The following is a 21,401-nucleotide window of genomic DNA, read 5'->3' on the forward strand; positions in this document are numbered from 1 at the left end:
CTTTTCGCGCGGATATTCAGAAAGTGCGGCCTCATAGGCAGCGACCGCCTTGAGCAGCGCGTCATTGCCGGCCTGCCTGGCGCCGAGACGCTGCTAGGCATTGCCAAGCGTCAACTGGCCGTTTGCCCAGCTGGCCGGCGCATGGTCGCGCGTCCACACCGTCAGTGCGGCCTCTGCCGCCTCCCGAGCACGCTGAAGCGTAGCAATGTCGCCATTGATCTGGCCGATCGATTCCAGCGCCGAACTCAAATTGTTCTGGATCGTCGCCCATTGCGCCGGCGCGCGCTCGCGCGTCATTTCCTCCGTCGCCGCCTGATAGGCGGCAACGGCCTGCTCAAGCGTCGGTACGTCTTGTTCACGCTCCCCGAGGCGGAACAAGGCCGCGCCGAGATTGACCTGGCTCAACGCCCAGTCGAGCGGCCCGCGCTCCCTGCGGTATTCGGTCAGCGCGGCGCGATGCGCTTCGATGGCGGCGCGAAAGCTGTCGCTGGTGGCTTGGCGCTCACCCAGTTCGGAGAGCACGATGCCGAGATTATTCTCAGTCGCCGCCCATTCGAGCGGCAGCTTTTTCGACACTTGCACCTCGAGCGCCGCGCGGAACGAGGCAACGGCATTGTCGAGCAACGTCGTGCCGTTCTCGCGCTGGCCGAGCCGCCAATAGACGGTGCCGAGATTGCCTAGCGTCGAGGCCCAGTCGTCCGGATTGGCGTCGCGCGTGTAGACGCTCAGCGCCTGATCGAAGGCGGCTGCCGCTTTGTCGAGGTCTTCGCGGCCGGCCTCGCGCTCGCCCAGCGTCGACAGTGTGGTGGCGAGATTGTTTTGCGTGGCCGCCCATTGCCGCGGGCTGTTTTCGCGCGACACATAGGTCAGCGCCTTTTCATAGGCAGCGACCGCCTGCACCAGAAAGGCGTTGTCGCCCGAGAAAGAACCATGCGCGGAGAGCGCCTGGGCCTCGGCTGCCTTGTAGAACCAGGCTTCATGGTCGTCCCATTTCTCGACCTGCTCATAGGCCTTGGCATAGTCCTGGGCTGCCGCCTGATAGCTGAAGGAGATTTCGTAGGTTTTGGCGCTGTCGCCGAAAACCTCGGCAAACTCGAAACGACGCGCCTTGAGGTCGGCTTCAGCCTGGTCGACGGTCTTCGACAGTTCGCCAACGCGGGCCTTGGCCTGTTCATGGATTTTCTGCGCTGCTTCCAGCGCGCCTTCCTGCACCGCTTGTTCGGCCAGTTTTGAAAACCGGACGATTTCCGGATCCTGGCTCTTCAGCGTCGCCTGCTCGGCCAGTACCTGGCGACGTCGGCACCCTCGGCATCGTCGACGAAGCCTTCGAGGTCGCGCCGCAATTTGCGTGCGTCGCGATTGGTCGCGACATCGGTTTCGAAGCCGAGCCTGTCGAACATCTCCTCGATGGCGCGGGCGTCGTTTTCCGCATTGGGCAGCTTGCCGACATGCTCATAGTCGGACTGCCCGATGACGAGCGCGACGCCTTTTAGCGCCTTCGGCTCCTCGCCCCGAGCAGGAACCAGCGCGCACAAAAGCAGCGCGGCAAACGCCACGCCTATGCGCCCTGTTGCACCTGGAAACAACATCGCCCACCCCAACCCAGCGTGCAATCTTCCACAGCGCCATGGCATCATGATGGCCGGCGCTTGGCAAGTGTTCGGGCAAGAGGTGTTCTTGTCGTGGCCTGTCGTGCCGCTCCGTTGCGATCTTCGCGCCCCTCCCTCGCCCAGCGCTGCGCCGCCGCTACTTGTTTGTTGACAGCATGCGAGGCCCACATGTGGAATTTGGCAGCAGAGAGCTGGAGGCTCCTCAAGCAGAGCGTCCTCGGCTTCATCGATGACAATGCGCTGAGCCATGGGGCGGCGATAGCTTTTTATGCCACGACCTCGCTTGCGCCGATCCTGCTGATCGTCGTCGCTATCGCCGGCATGGCCTTCGGGCACGAGGCGGCACAACTCGCCCTTTCGGCACAGATCGCCGGCCTGATGGGACCGCAAAGTGCCGAGCTGCTGCAGGCGACGATCGAAAACGCTTCGCAGAAGGAAGCGGGAACCCTTGCCAGCATTCTGGGGCTGGTCACGCTGTTCGTCGCCGCATCCGGCGTGTTCGGCGAAATGCAGCTGGCGCTGAACGAAATCTGGAAAGTCAAACCGAGGGCAGCAACGATCTCACGGCTGGTGCGGGCACGCATTGCAAGCCTGGGCCTGGTCGCCGCTCTCGGTTTCCTGCTCCTGGTGTCCTTGGTTGTAAGCGCCGCGATTTCGGCGCTCGGAGACGTCATCAACGCCTATCTGCCGTTCGGCACCATCATCCTGAGCGCGGTCAACGGGATTGTCTCGTTTGCCCTGATCGCGCTGCTGTTTGCCGCGATCTACAAGGTGCTGCCCGACCGCAGTCTGCAATGGCGCGATGTCGGCCTTGGCGCCGTCGTCACCGGGTTTCTGTTCACCATCGGCAAGTCGCTGATTGGCTGGTATATCGGAACCAGCGCTTTCGCATCGTCGTACGGCGCGGCCGGCGCCCTGCTCGTCGTGCTGTTGTGGGTCTACTATTCGGCCGAGATATTTCTGCTGGGCGCCGAATTCACGCGAGCCTATTCGGTTCGGCACGGCAGCCGGTCCGATTTGAAGAACAAGGTGGAATCGCATGACAAATGAGTTCACGCCGAAATTCGACTTGGCCGGCAAGGTGGTGCCTGTCACCGGCGCCTCGCGCGGCATCGGCCGCGCCGGCAGGCGAACTGCATCGGTCAAACCTGGTGTCCAGCTTTCTCATTCATTGCCGGCGAGCCAACGGACCATGTTCGCCATCAGTTTTCCGTAGAACGGCCATCCGAGGAAATTCTGCGAGAGCCAATGCGGGCCGATATCTGTTGCCCAGGCAATCGTGCGGCCGCGGCCATGGCTACCGACGGCAAGGAGCGGCCAGTCGGTGCCGCGGTGGTGGCAGGTCGCCAGAAGCCGGGACGAACCGTCGTGCCTGAATTCCAGCTTGTTCATGCCGAGGATCGGCGGCAACGGCCCCTCCACCCCGGAAAAAATCGGGTGGGATGACTGCAGGATGGAGGTCTGCAGGCCTTGCGGGACCTCCATGCCGTCGCTGTAGGGGAGGCAACGGACCGGCAGCACGTCCTCGACCGGGGTGTCGTGGAAACGCGCCGTCCCGAACATGCCCTGAAAACCCATATAGCCGCCGGCCAGCATCAGCCCGCCCCCACGTTCGACATAGGCCTTGAGCAGATCGAGGCGGTTGACGCCGACACGCCCGGCGCGGGCATCCGGCGTCACCAGCAATGTCAGGGCGCCGACGTCGGAGATCACCACCGCCTGATATTGGGCGAGCCCATCGAGGTCATAGGGAAACTCCGCGCTGCAACGCTCACCGCCGATCTGCGTGACGGCGATGCCCTCAGTGGCCAGCGCGGCATTGAAGGCCGTCGCGCCATTTGTCGAGGTCGCACTTGTAAGCACATCGCTACCGACGGCGACCGACGTCGTCGCCGCAAAGGTTTCGCCCGCAAGCAATATCTTCATTGCCGCCCCCGCACTGTTTTCATTCGAGAGGTTTAGGAAGGGCGCCGGTTGGACCGGCGCCCCGCGGAGTTCGAACTCCAAAGGATCAGAACTTGAACTCGGCCAGATTTTCGGGGGTCACGATCTTGGCTGGACCAAGGATCAGTTCGCCGCCGGCGCCAATCGTGTATTCGCCGAGCCTGCCTGCCGTGAACTTCTCACCCTCCTTTCCGGTGATCTTGCACTGCGCAAGCGCCTGGGCCGTCTGGTAGGTAAGATAGCCAAGATCGGTGACGTTCCACCAGATATCCTGGGCCGCCCCGTCCTTGATGTATTTCGAGATCAGAGTAGCCGGCGCGAGGCCGGTCAGCTTGACCTTGCCGATCATGCCCGCCTCCTCGAGCGCACGCGCGGCCGCCGGAAGGCCGATGCCTGCCGGGACGATGATCACCTTGAGATCGGGAAACGCCTGGACCAGCGCCAGCGCCTGCTGCTGGTTGATTTGTTCGCTTTCTTCGCCATAGGCCACCTGCACCAGCTTCATTTTGGAGAACTTCGGCTCGGCAGCCATCTTCGCCTTCATGAAGTCGATCCAGGCGTTCTGGTTGGTCGCCGTCGGCGTCGACGACAGGATCGCGAATTCGCCTTCACCGCCGCTGAGGGCGAATGCACTTTCCAGCATCATCTCGGCGAGACTGTCGCCCTTGACCTGATTGACAAATGCCGCGCGGGCATCGGCGGCCACATCGGAGTCATACGAAATCACCCTGACGCCCTGCTGAACGGCGCGCTTCAGCGCCGGCGCGACGGCATTGGCGTCGTTGCTGGCGATTGCGATGACCCCGACCTTCTGCGACACTAGGCTGTTGATGAATTCGATTTGCGCCTCGGCGGTCGCCTGCGATGGGGCGACCTGGGTAGCGGTGCCGCCAATTTCCTTGGCTGCCTCTTGTGCGCCTCCAAAAGCCACTTTGAAGTAGGGGTCTGTGTCGAGCTTGGGCAGGAAACCGACCGTTACGGGTTCCTTGGCGCATTCCTGGCTGAAGGCCAGCGAGGTTGGCGCGAGCAGAACCGCGGATGCGAGCAGGGCTAATCTAAACGCTTTCATTGTGACTCCTCCGTCAAAATTCGGGCTTAAAGGAAGGGGCCCGAGATCACCCCTTGGTCTCGCGCATTGCGCGGGATCTGCTGAGCATCTCCTGTGTGGAGCGCCAGTAATTGCCGACCAGCAGCGAGCCGATCAGAAGCAGGCCGATGATCATCCCCTGCGCGTCGCCACCGATCTGGTTGAGCGCCAGCACATTGCGGATGATGGCGATCAGGACCAGCGCCAGCATGACGCCGGTCAGGCGGCCCTTGCCGCCAAAGACGCTGACGCCGCCGAGCAGCACGATGGTGATGACGTCGAGCTCCATGCCGAGCGCATTGTTGGCGCGGGCGTTGGAGAGGCGCGCGGTATAGACGATGCCGGCGATGGCGGCGACGACGCCCGAGACGACGAACAGGTTCAGGACCATCCGGCGCGTGTTTATGCCGGAATAGCGCGCCACTTCGGGGCTGCCACCGAGCGCGTAGATGCGCTTGCCGGTCGGCGTCTTCTGCAGCACGACCGCAAACACCGGCGCCAGCAGCAGGAAGGGGACGATGGTCCACGGTATCTCGGTGCTCGGCAGGTTGTTGATGCCGAAATCCACGACCGCGGGCGGCAGGATGTTGACCGAACCGGTGCCGAGCAGGATGTAGCCAATACCTCGATAGAGCGCCATCGTGCCGAGCGTCACCACCAGCGACTGCAGTCCAAGGCCCGAGACCAGGTAGCCGTTGAAAGCGCCGAGCAGGCCGCCGGCGACGAGCGTCAGCGGGATTGCGGCAAGCGTTGGCACGCCGGCCTGTACCAGCAAGCCAAAGACGACGGACGTCAGCGCCAGCACCGAGGCGATCGACAGGTCGATTTCGCGGGTGATGATGAGCAGCGTCATCGGCAGGATCAGCAGCGCCTTTTCCGAGGCGCTGGCGGCCAGTTGCGAGAGATTGAAGCCGGAGACGAAATTCGGCACGAAGATCGCCGCGTAGAGGAAGATGGCCACGCAGGAGGTCGCCAGCAGCAGATCCCAGAAGTCGATCGAACGGAGGAACTTTCTCACCGCGCCCTCGCCTGTCTTGCCTGCTCGGCACGCCGCACGATGAACGTGTCGATGCCGATGGCGACCAGGATCACCAGGCCGTAGACGCCCTGCAGCCACAGCGGGTCGACGCGCACCAGCGTCAGCCCGTTCTTGATGACGAGCAGCGTGAGCGCGCCGAGGATGATGCCGAGCAGCGTGCCCGAACCACCGCGGATGGCGACGCCGCCGACCACCGCCGACGCGATCACGGTGAGTTCGAAACCGAGCGCGACGCGGGCATCGATGGTCGCATAGCGGGATGCCCACAGCGCACCGCACAGGCCGCCGAGCAGGCCGGCCATGCCAAAGGCCAGCAGAATCCGCCGGTCGACGGGGATGCCGATAAGACGTGCGCCGTCGGGATTGGAGCCGGCGGCAAACAGTTCGCGCCCGATGGCGGTGCGATAGAGCAGCACATAACCCAGGCACAGGATGACGATCGCGATAATGACGATCAGCGGCACGCCGGCGATCTTCAGGCCGGTCATGTCGAGCCAGGCTTGCGTGACTTCGTCGGCGCTGATCTGGTCGCCGGCTGCCCAGATCGAGTTGAAGCCGCGGAAGATCGACATCGAGGCCAGCGTGACGACGATCGCCGGGATCTTTCCCCTGGTAACGACAAGGCCGTTGATCAGGCCAGCGACACCACCGACCGCGCATGCGGTCATCAGGCCGATGCCGATGTCGAGCCCTGGATAGGCCTGGACCATGCTCGCCGCCATGTAAGCCGACAAGCCGATCACCGCGGCGATCGAAAGGTCGATGTTGCGGGTGATCAGCACCAGCATCTGCGCGAGCGCTGCAACCACGAGCAGGGCGGCATCCATCGACACGGCGGTCAGGTTTGCCGCGCTCACCATGCGCGGGTTGATGATGGTGACCGGGATAGCGACCGCCAGCATCGCGGCGAGCAGGCCGAACTCCCGCCGCTTCAGTATGTCGAGCGGTCCTTTTCTCTTCTCCTCGCTGGCAGGCTGTGCTGCCGGGTCGGCGCTTTCACCGGCCTTCGTCGCTGCTTCCAGCACCTTTTCCTGGGTGGCTTCGCCCCTGGTAAATTCGGCCGTCCGATGGCCTTCGCGCAGCACGATGATGCGGTCGCACATGCCGATGAGCTCGGGCATTTCGGAGGAGATCAGGATGATGGCCATGCCCTGCGCGGCAAGGTCGGCGATCATCGCATGCACTTCCGCCTTGGTGCCGACATCGATGCCTTGCGTCGGCTCGTCGAGGATGAGGACGCGCGGCTCGGTGCGCAGCCATTTGGCCAACACCACCTTCTGCTGGTTGCCGCCGGACAGTTCCTTCACCGGCTGCGCGTAGCCGGAAAAGCGAAGCTTCATGCGCTTCAGCCAGTCCGAAACCAGATCGATCGCGCGGTCCGTGCCGTAGAAGCCGGAGCGGGCTGCCTTGTCGAGGACGGGCAGCACGGCGTTGTCGAGGATGGAAAAATCCATCACCAGGCTCTGGCCCATGCGGTCTTCCGAAACATAGGCGATGCGCGCATCCATGGCGTCGCGTGCCGATGCGAAGCGCACAGCCTCGCCGTCGATCAGGATTTCGCCGGCATCCGGCTGGTCGATGCCGAACAGCACGCGCGCGATCTCGGTCCGCCCGCTGCCGACCAGGCCGCCGAGCCCGAGCACCTCTCCGGCGTGGAGCTTGAGGTCGATGTTGGAAAAGCCGCCGGCATGCGAAAGCCCCCTCGCCTCCAGCACCAGCGCGCCGGTGGCGTGGTTTCGTTCCGGATAGAGGTCGGTCACTTCGCGGCCGACCATCATGCCGATGGCGGCGGCGCGACCAAGCTCGGCCTTCGGCTTGATGCCAATGAGGCGGCCGTCGCGCAGCACCGCGATGCGGTCGGCGATGCGGAAGATCTCGTCCATGCGATGGCCGACGAACATCATCGCCACGCCATGCAGCCGCAGGTCGGCGACGACGGTGAACAGCCGCTCGACCTCGCGCTGCGACAGGGCGGCCGTCGGCTCGTCCATGATCAGCACCCGCGCGTCGAGCGACAGGGCGCGGGCGATCTCGACCAGTTGCTGTTCGGAGGTGCGCAACGTTCCGAGCCGGGTTTCGGCCGGCACGTCGAGGCCGACTGTCGCCAGCACCTTGCGCGCGCCGGCAAGCACGGCAGCGTTGTCGATGCCGCCGAAGCGATCGCGCGGCATATGGCCGAGATAGATGTTTTCCGCCACCGAAAGATCCGGGAAAAGACCAGGATGCTGGTGCATGACCGAGATGCCGGCAGCCTGGGCATCGTGCGGCGAATGGAAGACCACAGGCTTGCCGTCGACTTCGATATGGCCGCCGGTAGAGAGGTACACGCCGGCCAGCAGCTTCACGCAGGTGCTCTTGCCGGCACCGTTTTCGCCAAGCAGAGCCAGCACCTCGCCTGAGCGCAATTCGAAGGACGCGTCCTTGAGGGCAATCGTGCCGCCGAAGGCCTTTGTCGCCTGAACCAGGGCAACGGGGACAGCCACGTCGCTCTTCACCACGGCATCGGCTTCGCCTAATGCGCCCAAGTGCAGCACCCTTCCTCCCTGGTCCTGTTTTTTCAATTTGCTATATTAAATGGTTTGACGCCGCAACTGGAAAATTGACTTCCATGACCCCGAAGGGCACTGTCGCGTCGCGCACGGGTGCAGCTGGAGTGCTCGACCCAGCAGCCTAAAAGCTGCAGGCGGCCAGAGTGGCTCCGCGAGAATGAATGGGGAGGCGCCGGTTTTGTCCGGAAAAGGCAGCAATTCGGTCAAGGTTCGGCATTACAACGAGCGCTTCGTGCTTGATGCCATCCGCCGTCTGAAGGAGGCATCCAAGTCCGATCTGGCGCGCGCCGCAAATCTGACGCCGGCCGCGGTCGCCACCATTGTCGACGGGCTGGAGTCGTCCGGATTCGTAAAGCAAGTGGGAAAAAGGTTCGGGCAACGCGGATCGCCGTCCACCCTCTACCGGCTTACACCGGAGCGCATCTACAGCGCCGGCATCAAGATCGGCCGGCGCGCGCTGGAGGCCGTGCTCGTCGACTTCGCCGGCGAGGTCCGCTCGCGCGAGTCGCACGAATATCGCTTCCCGGATCCCGACATGGTGCTCAAGGCCGGCAACATGTCGCTGGCCAATTTCGACAAACTGGTCGAGGGGCTTGGCGATGCCAGCATCGTCGGCGTCGGCATCGCGTCGCCATATTTCCTCGGCGGCTGGAGCGAGGAGCTCGGCTTTCCCGACGACCTCGGTAGCCGGTGGGAAGCAATCGATCTGACGACTTTCTTCGCCACAAAGCCGAAGACCCCGGTCTTCGTGGAAAACGACGCGTCATCGGCCGCACTGGCCGAGCTCATCCAGGGGACTGGCGCGCGGTTCCGCGACTTCATGCATATTTCGATCGACACCTTTGTCGGCGGCGGACTGGTGCAAGGCGGCAAGGTCCACACCGGGCCGCACGGCAACAGTGCCGCGCTCGGTCCTTTGCCGGTCTCGCCTTCAAGCCTCGATTCGGTGGCGGCCAAGCCGGCGCGCTACCAGAGCCTGCTGCATCGCGCTTCGATCTATGTGCTGGTCAATCATCTCAAATCGCGCGGCATCGAAATCAACCGTGTGCGCGAACTCGATCCCTTGCCGCCGGGTGCGCGCGAGCCGCTGTCCGAATGGATCGACGATTGTGCCAATGCGCTGGTCGAGGCGATTATCGCCATCACCTCCGTCATCGACATCGAGGCGATCGTCCTCGACAGCATCCTGCCGCGGCCGATCCATCTCGAGCTGTTGGCAAAGGTGCAGACCCAGTTCAACAGGATCAGCGCCATCGGCATCGTGGCGCCGGAAATCGTATCTGGACAATTCGGCCCCGAGGCCTCGCCGATCGGCGCGGCGATGCTGCCGTTCTCGGCACTGTTGGCGCCCGACAGCGGCGTGCTGATGATCGGCAAGGACAGAACAATGCTGCTGGGCAGCCTTTCGAGGCTCGCCAGCCAAAGCCAACCAGCGAGAAGCTCGGCGACTTCAACGGGATAGGTTGGCGCTGCGAGAGAGCATCAAGCTCCGGGCATCATCAACATCAGTTCGCAGTCCGGCACGGGCACGGCGGGCTTTTTGCGCCGGCACCGGAACTTTTAGCGGCCGCTGATCTTCATTCGTCACCGACATTGAAATGCCGATCGGTCCGCGCTCCGCTTCAGTGCGGGCCCAGGAAGCAAAGGAGGAACATATGAACTGGGATCAAATCAAGGGAAAATGGACGCAGTTCAAGGGCAAGGCGAAGGAGCAGTGGGGTGACCTCACCGACGATGATCTTGATCGGATCGAGGGCAACCGAGACCAGCTCTTGGGGCGTATCCAGGAGCGATATGGCATCGCCAAGGAAGAGGCAGAGCGCCAGGTAGATAACTGGTCCAGAAGCATCAGCTGAGCCTTGGACGCAACGCCGTCTGCTGCCCACCACCGGGGTGAACTCTGCGTCGCCCGCCGTGCCGACTGGTGCGGTGGGCTCTTTCGACAGCGAGGCCCGCGAGGAACCTTTAGCCGTATCTAATGTTCTACTTGCGTGGCGGGCTTCGCCCCGGCGTGCGCCCAGCCCGGAGGCGAAGGAGTGCAATCATGAACAACATTATCTGGCTGGTCGGCGCCATCGTGATCGTAATCGCTATTTTGAGCTTTTTGGGTCTGCGATAGCATCTGAGCCCTCTCTTCGAGCCGGCGGCCCGGTCGGCATGGCCTCAGCACACCCAAGCTGGTCAGACTTAGGTCCCAAGCAAGACGCTCCAGGAATGGACCGAAGCCCCGGCTGAGGAACGTAGCCGGCTGGCTCACGTTGTAGTGAGCTTTGGCGCGACCAAGATGCGTCTGGGCGGAAGAGTTCAAGCCAGAGAGGAGAAGCCCGACGCTCCGAACGAGCGTCGGGTTTGGACGCAAATGCAAACGATCAGCCGACTATTCGATTCCCATGCCCAGGCAGCACGTGCTGTTGCCAGGCTTCAGGCCGGCGGGATTCGTCGCCGGCAGATCAGCGTGGTCGGATCTTACAATGACAACGATGAACCGATCAGCGTTGCTGGATATTACAACGATGAGATGAGCGCTCTCTGGCGAGGTGCGGGCGCAGGCGCCGCACTTGGCGCGACGGCTGGTCTGCTGGCCGGTTTTAGCGCTTTTGGAGCTCAGGGCATTGATCCCGCGGGGATGACCGGCATGGCTCTGGTCGGTGCGGCGTGGGGCGGCTTTGGCGGCGGGCTTCTTGGAACCTTCGCCAATTTTGCCCAGAAGCCGGGCAAGCCGAAGATCGCAGAGGGTGTCGTTCTGGTGATGGCCCGCGTCGATGAAAAGCAGGCCGGCGCCGCGCAGGCAGTGCTTCGGAGTTCCGTGGAGATGCCGCGGCGCATCTGCCGTTCCGGACAGATGAAGACGAGCGCTTACACAAATTCAAGCCGGCTCCGCGTCCAATCTGGTGCCCGATGAAGTTTGTTTCGCGAAATGGGAATTCAAACCGGAGGCGCGCGACGAAAGTTTGGCAAACCAACACCTTGGAGGCATGCGGGCTGCTTGCCGTCGTGCTGTCCCTTATCCTTACGGTTCTATTGGCAGGTCTCATCCTTGGCTGAAGCCGTGCCCTTGCCGCCGGCGACACGGTGCCAAGCTCCGGCAATCGGCAACTGGCGAAAGGTGCGGCCAGTTCGAAGGATTAAACCATTCGTGCTAAGCGTTCACAGCTTGTCGCCATAGGAGAGGACGCCGAGATGGACAAACGGGCTGAAGGAGACGCGGAGAGATTGGCTCGAGGCGAGTTCGAGCTCAAAGCCGAACGATATGGCGTGAACGCCTTTCTTCTCGTTGTCGAACTTATAAATCTGCTGGAAAAGCGCGGAACAATCAGCAGCGACGACGTCGCGAAAATAGCCGAGGCCGCCGCACTTGCCGTTGCCGCATCCAGCGAACCCGACATGAACAGCATCAATCTGTTGCAGGCCATCGCCGCCGCACGCCGGCCCAAATAGGGCAAATCCGGCAGCAATCGGCGCGAACCGATAACGCTATATTGAAACTGATCTCGATCGAGCGTCCGGAGCCATATTAATGTGCAATGACTACGAGCAGCACATCGCCTGGGCCGAGTATTGCCGGATGATGGCTTTGCTGACGCTCAATATTCCCAGCCATCAAACCGAACTGGATCTGCCGCAGGCGGATGACATCCACATCAACGACCCCGCGCCTGTAATGCGGGCTGCCGGCAACACAATCGAACTGGCGTCGATGACGTTCGGCTTTCCTCCGGCCGGACCAAAAGGCGGACCTGTATTCAACTTTCGCTCGGAGGGACGACAGTTCGGCAACAGCAAACGCTGCCTTGTCCCGGCGTCGGCATTCTTCGAATTCACGGGAACGAAATATCCGAAAGCCAAGCACAGGTTCACGCTGAATGGCCATCCGTTCATGGCGATTGCCGGGCTTTGGCGCGAGGCTGTCGGCAACAAGCCGCCGACGTTCACGATGCTGACGACCGATCCAAGCCCGGATGTCGCGCCGTATCACAATCGGCAAGTGGTTGTGCTGCGGCCATCGGACTGGGCGGCATGGATCCATCTGAGGAAGTCCGAGGCTGAACTCATGCGGCCGCTGCCGGAAGGGTCGCTCAGAGCGGAAACAGTTCGCGCAGGTTCCGAGTAGGAACCATCGGAAGAGCGTGGAAAAGATTATATGATTGCGCCAACATCGCAGGTAAACTTGTCGACCAAAACTGATGCCGATCTTCTCAGTCCAGCATACGACGGTCTATCGCTATAGCCGGCCGGTGAGGTTCGGCGAGCATCGGCTGATGTTCAGACCGCGCGACAGCTTCGATCAAAGACTCCTGGACCACGCCTTGTCTGTCGATCCCGAGCCGAAAGAGGTTCGCTGGATCCATGACGTTTTCGGAAACTGCGTGGCGGTGATCGATTTCGAGAACCCCGCGAAAGAGCTGCGCTTTGCGACAGACATTCGGCTGGACCACACGCCGCAGCATGCGCCCGATTTCCGTATCGACGAAGCTGCGCTTCACTATCCGTTTTCCTACGATCCCGACGAAGCCGCCGATCTCTCCCAGACGATGGAACGTCAATACGAGGATGACAGTGACGAGGTTGGCAAGTGGGCACGACAGTTCCTCAGTGCCGCAGGGCACACCGGGACCGGCAATCTGTTGATGACGCTTTGCTATGCCATCCACGAGAGCTTTGTGTATTCCCGTCGAAGCGAGCCAGGGACGCAGCCGCCGCTGATGACGTTGCACCTGCGTCGCGGCACATGCCGGGACTTTGCGCTGTTCATGATGGAGGCGGTTCGTTCGCTCGGCTTTGCCGCCCGTTTTGTGACTGGTTACGTCTATGTGCCGAGCCGCGACAGCGCGACGGTTCTTGGCGGCGGGTCGACGCATGCCTGGTGCCAGGTCTATCTGCCGGGTGCCGGCTGGGTCGAGTTCGACCCCACCGCTGGCATTGTCGGCAATCGGGATTTGATCAGGGTGGCCGTGGCCCGGCATCCTCGTCAAGCCATTCCGCTTTCCGGGAGTTATTCGGGAAGCGCGTCGAGCTTTCTTGCAATGACCGTCGAGGTGAATGTGGCGAAGGAGATCGGTGCGTAGGAAAATTAGCATCCGCTGATGTTTTCCCGGAACTGTTTGGCCGACGCGGAGTTTGCCCGGTTGCTGAATGACAACAATCGGAGCGTCGATGCGGATCCGCGCAGGTTACACCCTCACCTACGAATGTCCGCAGCCAACGCCGATGCTGTTGGCGCTCGAAATCCATCCATCGCGCCGGGTCGATCTGTTGACGGAACAGGTCATCGATTTCGATCGTCCCGTCGAAGCACGCGGCTACGTCGACGGTTTCGGCAACGCCTGCACGAGGATCGAGGCGCCCTCGGGCCAGACGACGATCTCAACCACCTTCGATATCTACGATAGCGGCGAGCCCGATGCGGTCGCCGAGCAGGCTGTGCAGCACAAGATCAAGGACCTGCCGGACGAGGTGCTCGTCTTTCTTCTCGGCAGCCGCTACTGCGATACCGATCGTCTTGGAGATTTTGCCTGGGCGAAATTCGGCAATACCGCGCCTGGATGCGCGCGTGTCCAGGCGATCTGTGATTTCGTTCACAATCACATCGTCTTCGATTACCAGAAAGCTGACCCGCTGCGGACGGCTCACGACAGCTTCACCGACCAGGCCGGCGTTTGTCGTGACTTTACCCATTTGGCGATCGCGCTATGCCGTTGCATGAATATTCCCGCGCGGTACTGCACCGGCTATCTCGGTGACATCGGGGTACCGCCGGCGCCGTATCCGATGGATTTCAGCGCCTGGTTCCAGGCCTATCTCGCCGCCACCTGGTTCACATTCGATCCTCGCCACAACCGCCCGCGCATCGGGCGGATATTGATGGCAACCGGGCGCGACGCGACCGACGTCGCCATCTCAACCAGTTTCGGTTTTTCGCGGCTTACCCGTTTCGAAGTCGTGACGGAGGAGGTCCAGGCCGAACCTTCCCTGGCGTCTGTCGAAAATTCCGCGTTCTCACCTTGAGCTGCAAGGTTCGTAGAGGTGGGTCGACGATGTCCCGAGGCCCCTCTGACCTCGAGGTCAGGGCCGCGCCGCATAGTCACGGCGACGCGCGCCATGCTCAGAACGAATGCCCGCACGATATAAGCGCTTCAGCCCCGCTTGACGTAGCCGGCGGTGACCTCGTCTTTGTGGGCGGCGAAAGCTTCCAAGACTTCGGTTTTCTCAGGCTTCGGAATTTTGAAATGATCCAGGGTTCGCCCGAGTTCCGCTGCGACCTCATCGAATTCCGCCGGGGAAATCCGCAGGTCGCGATGCGCCTCCTCGAGGCCGAGCGGCGTCGTGCCGGGCTTGGTGGCGACGAACTTGAAGGGCCCACCAGAAACGTCGCAGACCCACAGCGTGCGCATGAACTTGAGGCCGGGCAACCTTTCAAGGTTCTTGGTGTGCCATTTGCGCAATTGTGGGTTCTTCGACTTCTTGCCGACGATCGGGTTCTTCACGACGGCGTCGCTGAAATGATCGATCACCGCTGCGATGGCGAACACACCCCCCAGCCTCTCATACAGACTTTCTTCAGCTGTGGTTTTCTTGGCCTGGGCGAGTGCGTTGTCGGCAGGCAATACCGCCGTCGACGCGGCGGCCAGCGCCAGCGCGGCAACAACACTTCGTCTTGTCAAAGAGGTCGAAACGGCCGTTTTCATCCCTGGTTCCCTTCGAGGTTAGGCCAGAGCAAGCCGCAGCCTGTCTGGCGGGCTTCATGAAGTGACATTCGGACACACTTTGTCATATTTTAGCATCGTCTAAGGAACTAACGAGCCCTTCGCCCGAATTATTCCGATGGACGGCATTCTCACGGTCAACATGCGTAAAAAGGGCGAAGGCCGCGCGGATGAGGAAGGCTTAAGCACGCGTCGCTGCACGCGGCAGAGGTCGCGAAGCCACTTCGGCCGCATCGGCGGCCCGATCGATGTTGCGGGCACCGTAGTGTTCCTGGCCTCGCTGGCGGCGGTCGCCTGCGGCCAATAGCCTGTGCTTTTCAAAGATCGCTAGCTTCTGCGGATAGGTGATCCGCACCTTTGCGTTGCACCCGTCGCATTTGAAGTGCGCGATTGTTCTTAGTGCAGAGCCCTTTCTTACCGCCGGATGCGAGCAATCCGGACATTCGAATGTGAGCGCGACATCCGATAAGTCTTTGGCTAAGCCCATTTCCATCCCCTTCGCAAGCTCGGTGGCTACACTCTGGCGATTCTCAATGGGCAATTCAGATGCCAAACGGCTGTGCCAAAGCGGGATTAGACCAATTCACCTCGGAACGCCGCAAAGCTAGTGCGCCTTCTCTGTGCCCTTTGAGCGACGAAGAGACCTAACTTCCTCCAGCAGTTCGCGCTCATTGGTAGTCAAGTTTCGGAAGATTGCGACAATCATCACCGCTAAGGCTTCGGCATCCAGGCTTAAAAGGTCAATGTGTTCATCTGCGCAAACCTGATCAAACACGCGTTCACAAATAGCCAAATCGTGAGGGCTGAGGCGAGTGCTATTGAAACGCCGGCGCGACATTTGCGAGCCTTCGACGCCCGCCGCCCTGTTGCAAAAGAAGCGGGCCCTGGCAAGAAACGCGAGTCGTTGAGTGGTTGTTCCCGGCTGCAAGCTTTGCTAAGCCGCCTGCAGCAGGGGCAGACCAGAAGCCTTTCCCCGCACGCATCATGGCGCATGCGAACGGAGCTGTGCGCCGACCTTGGCATCTCAGACATTTTCGAGCGCCCGCCTGAACGGCTCTGGCTACCATGCGCGGACCGATTTTGGACGGCTGGACCGTTGGACTCACGTCAGACACAGTAGCCTGGGGGCAAGACCGCTTCAAACCATAAACGGGGCCGGCTACCCATTTGACGACGCGGAGGAGCCACGCGTTTCGCTGCTGGCACTCGTCATCGCAGCCAATGCCACCGCGACGACCTAGTTCCAATACTTGAAAACTCTCCCGAGACGGTTTGGCATCATGAACAGTCTTCTTTGGCGGCAGGCGCACTAGGGTGGCCCGAAATTGGTCCGCGCCGTAAGGCGGTACATATGCTAATAGCTAATATTGGGTCGAGGGGGCGACCATGAAAAGGGAGGACCAACCATGAAGCCGCATTCCCTCAGCGCCCGCCGTATTAGCCTGCTTATATTCTCGGTGTGTGCTTTCGGGCTGATGACGTCAGTCTCAATGCCCGCAGACAGCAAATTCGCCGTCGAGCCGGTGGTTGAGAAAAAGGTGACGGAACTGCCCTCCGGACCGTTGTACTGGCGGCTGGATAATCTGCCAACGCTGGCGCAGGCCCAAAGCGCGGCGGGCCCGACCTCGCTTGCGGCGGAGATCGCAGGCAAGGTCTGGCTGTTCACGCTTGGACCGAAGGATGGCTCGACAACCGGCGGAACCAAGGTCATCGAGATCGGACCGATCCCTCCGATCAGTGCAAGCGAGTATTTGCTGCGCGTCAACCGCGCCGGTGGAGCGCCCGGCGTCAAGACGAAGATCCATACGCATCCGGGACCGGAGGCCTTCTATGTGCTGGCCGGCAAGGTCGGCCAGAGGACGCCCCACGGAGTGACCTATGCTGAAGCTGGCACAGCCATGATCGGACACGGGGCCAACACGCCGATGGAGGTGTTCAGCGCCGGCACAACCGATCTCGATGAGCTGGCCATCTTCGTGGTCGACGCCAAGCAGCCGTTCTCGTCGCCGGCCAGCCTCGACTGAGGCGACATTTCCCGGGGTGGTACTTCCGCTCTCCACCTGTTGCAGACAGTCGGTCAACGAGCTGTGAATGTCTGCCCTGGGTCGAACTCGGGTCGTTCAGCGTGGTGGGTTTTGACCCCAACGCCATCGGATTGGGTTCGCCTGACCTGCATAGCCGTCCATTTCCCGCTCGGGGCTCATATTTCCAGCGAGGCCTGACAACGACGGTCCAGGCCTTCATGGGGCGGGAAGTTTCACGATCTTGTCTCTTCTGTAGTCATAGCCGGTCTTCGGAGTTCCGTTGCGATAGTCGTTATAGGTCCAGCGGCCGGTGGCCCAAGCATTGACAAAGTCGGTGCACCACTTCACGCCTCCGGGAGGAGGTCGTCCTCGAACCCATCTCTTTTTCGATGTTACGCCTTTGAGGCAGTGCTGAATTGCAGCGCGCCTCTGTTCCGGACTCTGCAGTTTCGCTCTGCCTGCTTCAAACTGGGTTCTACCATCGCTTTGACAGCCAGCAATCAGCAGTGCTGTTGCGACGATCAATTTGCCGGCGCATTTCAAATGAGGCTCTCCAAATCGGGCACGTCAGTGTACCGCAATTAATTGGCACATGGACCGTCCCGCCACAATCGCTTGGAACGATCAACCGTGCGTCTTCGGCACGCCTGCATCAATTGTGTCGAGCCCCGGCATCTATACACGCCACCGCGAGGTCATCGCGGATGCGATGATGCGGCATGAACGGAACTTGAGAGGTGAAACGGCGAGAGGCGCTCACTTCGGTGGTGGCATCGGCGGCTTAATGTCGGTCCGGTAGAACCAATATCTTGTCCACTCAAAGGGTCCTTTACACACCATCTTTAGGGGTCTGTATTTTGGAGTTTCAAGCCAAGTGGTGCAGCGGTACGACTGGTGTTGGTCGTTGATCATTTTATCATATCTGATGACCACGGTATTTATGCCGTCCAACTTCTCTTCACCGACGCGGCTGCAAGTTCGGTTTATCGGCGTCCCGTCCGGATTCAAGTCGCTGCCCGGAGGACGTGCCGTCGCGATCCAGCGCCCAAAAGGCTGGCGTCGTGAGTATACCATATCGCCTATGTAGATCTCTTCTTGATGCAGAAACCCAGGTTGGTCACCATACCTAATTAAGTGGTCCGTAACCTGAATGGCGGGCGTCCTTAATACTCTTTCGTTGGCTTTGTTTAGAGGACTGCACGCCTCGGCCTCCTGCACATCGCGGGATGCTGTGGAGCCTGGAGCCGCTTTGGATTCCAAAGGCAGACAGATCAAGCAGACTGAAAGGGCGAGGATGAATCGAGCAAAAAGGCTCATCGTCCTTGTAAAGCACGTCCCATCGAGCACCGTGAGATAGACCCCGACTGAATTTACTCCATATCCGGCACGTCACCGCTGGTGAATAGCACGGTCGGCGGGCCGTAGTCACCAAGCGCCGGGTTCGCGTCACGGCTCCATGCGATTACGCCAACGTGCTTCCCTGCGAGCGTCTTAGCGGTGCGGATGGCGCGTTCCTCGCTTTGCTGATCAGCCGGACCAAAGGTGGGAAACAGTTCGCCGTCCTCGCCACGATCGAACGCCACGACGACGATCAGCTTGGGCTGCTTCTGGCCAGGCAGAATATGATCCGACATGGCGGTAAGCTATCACATCACAGAGGATTGAGTCGCGTTCGAGACTCGGGAGGTGAGCGTGCAAGACGATCATTTTTGACAAGCCTGCGCGCGTGGCACTCGGCAGGTCGCGGGGCGCCTATTTTTCGGCAACCTCGCCAACCGTGCACAATCATCATCGAGCAGGTCAAGCGGCCTTGGAAGGTGCGCTAGCGAAAACGATCTGGTGCTGCGAGAGAGGATTGAACTCTCGACCTCTCCCTTACCAAGGGAGTGCTCTACCACTGAGCTACCGCAGCCGCCGATGGCGGGGCTTCTGCCATATCGAACCGGCAAGCGCAAGGCCAAGACAAAGACGGGTTGAAAGGCCGCACCAGGCGATTGTTCCGGACATGGCCATGCCACAATGTTGGCTATCCCTTGATCCGCACGGGCGGGTCGCCGGCCGGGGACGGGACGATGAACGACAAGACAATTTCTCCGAACAAGGATGGTCTACCAAAAAAGGCTGGCCGGAAGGACCGGCTGGCCGAGCAGTTGCGTGCCAATCTGCAGAAGCGCAAGGCGCAATCGCGCTCACGGCGAACCGGCGGGGCCGACCAGCGGCCGGACGGGCTGCAGGCGGCAAAGCAGAAGGATTAACGCGAATCGGCTATGTTGGTCGCCGGTATTTTGGCCAAGGTATCGTGGGCCAACGCGGGGAAATAGCCTGTTTCTTGAACCAAGCCGGCCAATGGTCTAGATGGGCCGCAACTGACTCAACCGATTTAAACCGGCTTTTCGGCCGAGGGGACGCTCTTCATGGATCGCATCAGAATTGTCGGCGGCAACAAGCTTGCCGGAAGCATCCCGATCTCGGGCGCGAAAAACGCCGCGCTGCCGCTGATGATCGCCGCGCTTTTGACCGACGACACGCTGACGCTGGAAAACGTGCCGCATCTGGCCGACGTCGAGCAGCTGATCCGCATCCTCGGCAATCACGGCGTCGACTATTCGGTCAATGGCCGCCGCGAAAAGCAGCATGAGGGCTATTCGCGCACCATCAATTTCTCCGCCCGCAACATCGTCGACACGACGGCGCCTTACGAGCTGGTGTCGAAGATGCGGGCGTCGTTCTGGGTGATCGGCCCTCTGCTGGCCCGCATGGGCGAGGCCAAGGTGTCGCTGCCCGGCGGCTGCGCCATCGGCACGCGGCCGGTCGACCTCTTCCTGGAAGGCCTGCAGGCGCTGGGCGCCGATATCGACGTCGACACCGGCTATGTCATCGCCAAGACCAGGAACGGCCGGCTGGTCGGCAACCGCTACGTGTTCCCGAAAGTCTCGGTCGGCGCCACCCATGTGCTGATGATGGCGGCCTCGCTGGCCAAGGGCGAGACGGTGCTCGAAAACGCAGCCCGCGAGCCCGAGATCGTCAACCTTGCCGACTGCCTCAACGCCATGGGTGCGAAGATCTCCGGCGCTGGCACCGCGACCATCACCATCGACGGCGTCGAGGCGCTGTCGGGCGCCCGCGTCAGGGTGATCCCCGACCGTATCGAGACCGGCACCTATGCGATGGCGGTGGCGATGACCGGCGGCGACGTCGTGCTGGAAGGCGCGCGGCCCGACTTGTTGCAGACGGCGCTGGACATCATTTCGCAGACCGGTGCTGAGATCACGCAGACCAATTCCGGCATCCGCGTCAGGCGCAACGGCGCCGGCATTTCGCCGGTCGACGTGACGACGGCGCCGTTCCCGGCGTTCCCGACCGATCTGCAGGCGCAGTTCATGGGCCTGATGACGATGGCCAAGGGTAAGTCGCGCATCACCGAGACGATCTTCGAAAACCGCTTCATGCACGTCCAGGAGCTCGCCCGGCTCGGCGCCCACATCACGCTGTCCGGCCAGACGGGGATCGTCGACGGCGTGGCGAAGCTGAAGGGCGCGCCTGTCATGGCAACCGACCTTCGCGCCTCGGTGTCGCTGGTCATCGCCGGCCTTGCGGCAGAAGGCGAGACCACGGTCAACCGCGTCTATCATCTCGACCGCGGCTTCGAGCGGCTGGAAGAAAAGCTGTCCGGCTGCGGCGCGGAGATCGAGCGCATTTCGGGGTAACGATAGCAGGCTCAGGTCAGCGCCGCCCCTCATCTGCCTGCCGGCATCTTCTCCCCGTATAGGGACGGGAGAAGGACCGTCTGGCGAAGGATTTCGCCAATCTCCAGCGTTGCGGAGAGGGTGCCGAGGTTGCGGCCAGCCTCTTCTCCCGTCCCTATACGGGGAGAAGGTCCCGGCAGGCAGACGAGGGGCGGCGCTGACCGGGGCGATTGCCTGGCCAAGACCTCCGGTGCGGTTGCACGAGCCGGAAAGACCGCCTAACAGAAGGTCGAATAGTCAACTCGCAGGTGCGAATTCCGCATGAATGGCCTTAAGCTTGTCGCGCTCGACGATCAGGATCTGAGCATCATCTCGGCGCATGTCCAGGATGCCGTGATGAAGGTCAGCGATCTCGAATACCTGCCTTCGGTCAAGCGCTTCGTGCTGACCATGAACCGCTTCGTCTGGGAGGCGAAATCGGGCTTCTTGCGCCAGCACAATGAGCGGCGGCAAGCGGTGCTGCATTTCGACCGGGTGCTCGCCGCCAAGACCAGCGGCATTGCCCGCGACAAACCGGACGAGGTGCTGTCGCTGCTGGCGATCAGCTTTCTCGCGCTAGACAAGCCGGCCGGCATCGTCGAGCTGATCTTTGCGGGAGGCGGCGCCATCATGCTCGATGTCGAATGCATCGAGGCGCGGCTTGCCGATGTCGGCGGTGCCTGGGAAGCGACCTCGCGCCCGGTCCACAGGGCCTGAGC

The 21,401-nt window shown here is 61.7% G+C and carries 21 protein-coding genes and 1 tRNA gene; 13 read left to right on the plus strand and 9 right to left on the minus strand.

The annotated features are described in order from the left end of the window. Positions 1-93: 93 nt before the first annotated feature. Positions 94-1,212: a tetratricopeptide repeat protein gene (locus tag NKH71_RS24335; protein ID WP_352895377.1), complete on the minus strand. Its 1,119-nt coding sequence runs from the start codon at positions 1,210-1,212 to the stop codon at positions 94-96. Between the two features lie 50 nt (positions 1,213-1,262). Next, positions 1,263-1,556 (minus strand): caspase family protein, encoded by a 294-nt coding sequence (locus tag NKH71_RS24340; RefSeq protein WP_352791933.1) that lies wholly within the window; start codon positions 1,554-1,556, stop codon positions 1,263-1,265. 222 nt (positions 1,557-1,778) lie between these two features. Here NKH71_RS24340 and NKH71_RS24345 point away from each other — a divergent pair, with 222 nt between their 5' ends. Next, positions 1,779-2,660 (plus strand): YihY/virulence factor BrkB family protein, encoded by an 882-nt coding sequence (locus NKH71_RS24345; RefSeq protein ID WP_352493821.1) that lies wholly within the window; start codon positions 1,779-1,781, stop codon positions 2,658-2,660. A 114-nt stretch (positions 2,661-2,774) separates the two neighbouring features. On the opposite strand, the gene NKH71_RS24350 is transcribed toward NKH71_RS24345, so the two are convergent. From NKH71_RS24350 to NKH71_RS24365, 4 genes are all read right to left on the minus strand, one after another. Next, entirely contained in the window at positions 2,775-3,536 is a 762-nt protein-coding gene (locus tag NKH71_RS24350; protein ID WP_352791934.1) for a glutamine amidotransferase, read from the minus strand. Positions 3,537-3,621: 85 nt separating this feature from the next. Next, entirely contained in the window at positions 3,622-4,623 is a 1,002-nt protein-coding gene (locus tag NKH71_RS24355) for a rhamnose ABC transporter substrate-binding protein (RefSeq protein WP_352482406.1), read from the minus strand. A gap of 46 nt (positions 4,624-4,669) precedes the next feature. Next, entirely contained in the window at positions 4,670-5,659 is a 990-nt protein-coding gene (locus tag NKH71_RS24360) for an ABC transporter permease (protein WP_352482407.1), read from the minus strand. After that, the gene (locus tag NKH71_RS24365; protein WP_352791685.1) at positions 5,656-8,214 is read right to left on the minus strand and encodes an ATP-binding cassette domain-containing protein; all 2,559 of its coding nucleotides are present in this window, start codon (positions 8,212-8,214) and stop codon (positions 5,656-5,658) included. The genes NKH71_RS24360 and NKH71_RS24365 overlap by 4 nt, the downstream gene beginning before the upstream one ends. Positions 8,215-8,407: 193 nt before the next feature. Between NKH71_RS24365 and NKH71_RS24370 the strand changes: the two genes are divergently transcribed. The 7 genes from NKH71_RS24370 (at position 8,408) to NKH71_RS24400 (ending at position 14,235) form a co-directional block, all read left to right on the plus strand. Continuing rightward, entirely contained in the window at positions 8,408-9,691 is a 1,284-nt protein-coding gene (locus tag NKH71_RS24370) for an ROK family transcriptional regulator (RefSeq protein ID WP_023719428.1), read from the plus strand. Positions 9,692-9,884: 193 nt separating this feature from the next. Next, positions 9,885-10,085, plus strand: a complete 201-nt coding sequence (locus NKH71_RS24375; protein WP_023719429.1) for a CsbD family protein — start codon at positions 9,885-9,887, stop codon at positions 10,083-10,085. A 503-nt stretch (positions 10,086-10,588) separates the two neighbouring features. Further along, entirely contained in the window at positions 10,589-11,131 is a 543-nt protein-coding gene (locus NKH71_RS24380) for a hypothetical protein (RefSeq protein WP_023719430.1), read from the plus strand. A gap of 278 nt (positions 11,132-11,409) precedes the next feature. After that, positions 11,410-11,667, plus strand: coding sequence for a hypothetical protein (locus NKH71_RS24385; protein ID WP_023719431.1), 258 nt, complete (start codon positions 11,410-11,412; stop codon positions 11,665-11,667). 79 nt (positions 11,668-11,746) lie between these two features. Beyond that, the gene (locus NKH71_RS24390; protein ID WP_023719432.1) at positions 11,747-12,340 is read left to right on the plus strand and encodes an SOS response-associated peptidase; all 594 of its coding nucleotides are present in this window, start codon (positions 11,747-11,749) and stop codon (positions 12,338-12,340) included. 73 nt (positions 12,341-12,413) lie between these two features. After that, positions 12,414-13,295 carry a transglutaminase family protein gene (locus tag NKH71_RS24395; protein ID WP_352895378.1) on the plus strand — a complete coding sequence of 294 codons (882 nt, stop codon included), beginning with the start codon at positions 12,414-12,416 and terminating at the stop codon, positions 13,293-13,295. 88 nt (positions 13,296-13,383) lie between these two features. After that, positions 13,384-14,235 (plus strand): transglutaminase-like domain-containing protein, encoded by an 852-nt coding sequence (locus NKH71_RS24400; protein ID WP_023719434.1) that lies wholly within the window; start codon positions 13,384-13,386, stop codon positions 14,233-14,235. A gap of 128 nt (positions 14,236-14,363) precedes the next feature. On the opposite strand, the gene NKH71_RS24405 is transcribed toward NKH71_RS24400, so the two are convergent. Then, on the minus strand, positions 14,364-14,915 hold the full coding sequence (locus NKH71_RS24405) for a group I truncated hemoglobin (RefSeq protein ID WP_023719435.1): 552 nt from the start codon (positions 14,913-14,915) through the stop codon (positions 14,364-14,366). 136 nt (positions 14,916-15,051) lie between these two features. On the opposite strand from NKH71_RS24405, the gene NKH71_RS24410 reads away from it, so the two are divergent. Together NKH71_RS24410 and NKH71_RS24415 are read left to right on the plus strand one after the other, a co-directional pair. Further along, positions 15,052-15,240, plus strand: coding sequence for a hypothetical protein (locus NKH71_RS24410; RefSeq protein ID WP_023719436.1), 189 nt, complete (start codon positions 15,052-15,054; stop codon positions 15,238-15,240). A 1,099-nt stretch (positions 15,241-16,339) separates the two neighbouring features. Further along, a complete protein-coding gene (locus NKH71_RS24415; protein ID WP_352482423.1) occupies positions 16,340-16,957 on the plus strand; it encodes a cupin domain-containing protein in 618 nt (205 codons plus the stop codon). 1,370 nt (positions 16,958-18,327) lie between these two features. Here the strand turns inward: NKH71_RS24415 and NKH71_RS24420 are convergent. Both NKH71_RS24420 and NKH71_RS24425 read right to left on the minus strand, forming a co-directional pair. After that, a complete protein-coding gene (locus NKH71_RS24420) occupies positions 18,328-18,591 on the minus strand; it encodes a hypothetical protein (protein ID WP_023719439.1) in 264 nt (87 codons plus the stop codon). Positions 18,592-18,794: 203 nt separating this feature from the next. Further along, positions 18,795-18,869 (minus strand) — tRNA-Thr (locus NKH71_RS24425). Positions 18,870-19,029: 160 nt separating this feature from the next. Between NKH71_RS24425 and NKH71_RS24430 the strand changes: the two genes are divergently transcribed. The 3 genes from NKH71_RS24430 (at position 19,030) to NKH71_RS24440 (ending at position 21,399) form a co-directional block, all read left to right on the plus strand. Further along, the gene (locus tag NKH71_RS24430) at positions 19,030-19,212 is read left to right on the plus strand and encodes a hypothetical protein (protein WP_023719440.1); all 183 of its coding nucleotides are present in this window, start codon (positions 19,030-19,032) and stop codon (positions 19,210-19,212) included. 159 nt (positions 19,213-19,371) lie between these two features. Then, positions 19,372-20,664 (plus strand): UDP-N-acetylglucosamine 1-carboxyvinyltransferase, encoded by a 1,293-nt coding sequence (gene murA, locus NKH71_RS24435; protein ID WP_352895379.1) that lies wholly within the window; start codon positions 19,372-19,374, stop codon positions 20,662-20,664. Between the two features lie 300 nt (positions 20,665-20,964). After that, a complete protein-coding gene (locus NKH71_RS24440; RefSeq protein WP_023719442.1) occupies positions 20,965-21,399 on the plus strand; it encodes a DUF2948 family protein in 435 nt (144 codons plus the stop codon). Positions 21,400-21,401 lie beyond the last annotated feature (2 nt).

This window comes from Mesorhizobium sp. M0983 (genome assembly GCF_040318975.1).
In the GTDB taxonomy this organism is placed as follows: Bacteria; Pseudomonadota; Alphaproteobacteria; order Rhizobiales; family Rhizobiaceae; genus Mesorhizobium.